The following is a 421-nucleotide window of genomic DNA, read 5'->3' as shown; positions in this document are numbered from 1 at the left end:
GTCCAAGGTCAGGTCTCGCACGCCTTCGGCGGTGAAGAACTGGACCTCGACGGTATGCTCCTTTTCGTAGCCTTCGGGGCATTCCAGTTCCTTGTAGGGCTTTATCTCAAGATCGGAGCATTTGAAGGTCGCGGGCGTGGCCGTAGCTACCTTGGGCATCGGAGGCCCGCCGGCTGTAGGCGAGGCGTGATCGTTCGATGAAATGTCGGTGAAACGGCTGATCGGCTCGCCATCCATTTTGACGTCGCCGGACCAGGCATGGGCGTATTCCTTGCCCGTGTTTACCGAGGTGATGATGTTCTTCTTGGGCGCACAGCCGGCCTCGTTGCCGGTGCATTTGGTGTAATAGGACTTGTTCTTCTGAGTTATCGTCTTTCCGCCGATCTTGACCGTGCCGGTTCCGTTGTCGGTGTCACTGTCC

The 421-nt window shown here is 57.7% G+C and carries 1 protein-coding gene; it reads right to left on the bottom strand.

Annotated features, from left to right (window positions below; genetic code table 11):
• A partial coding sequence (locus EN780_RS38010) for a PAAR-like domain-containing protein (RefSeq protein ID WP_128276676.1) occupies positions 1-421 on the bottom strand: 421 nt, incomplete at both ends.

Source organism: Mesorhizobium sp. M4B.F.Ca.ET.089.01.1.1 (assembly GCF_004022605.1).
Taxonomy (GTDB): domain Bacteria; phylum Pseudomonadota; class Alphaproteobacteria; order Rhizobiales; family Rhizobiaceae; genus Mesorhizobium; species Mesorhizobium abyssinicae.
Note: the sequence above shows the minus strand (reverse complement) of the source record. Positions and strands in the feature narration are given on the sequence as shown.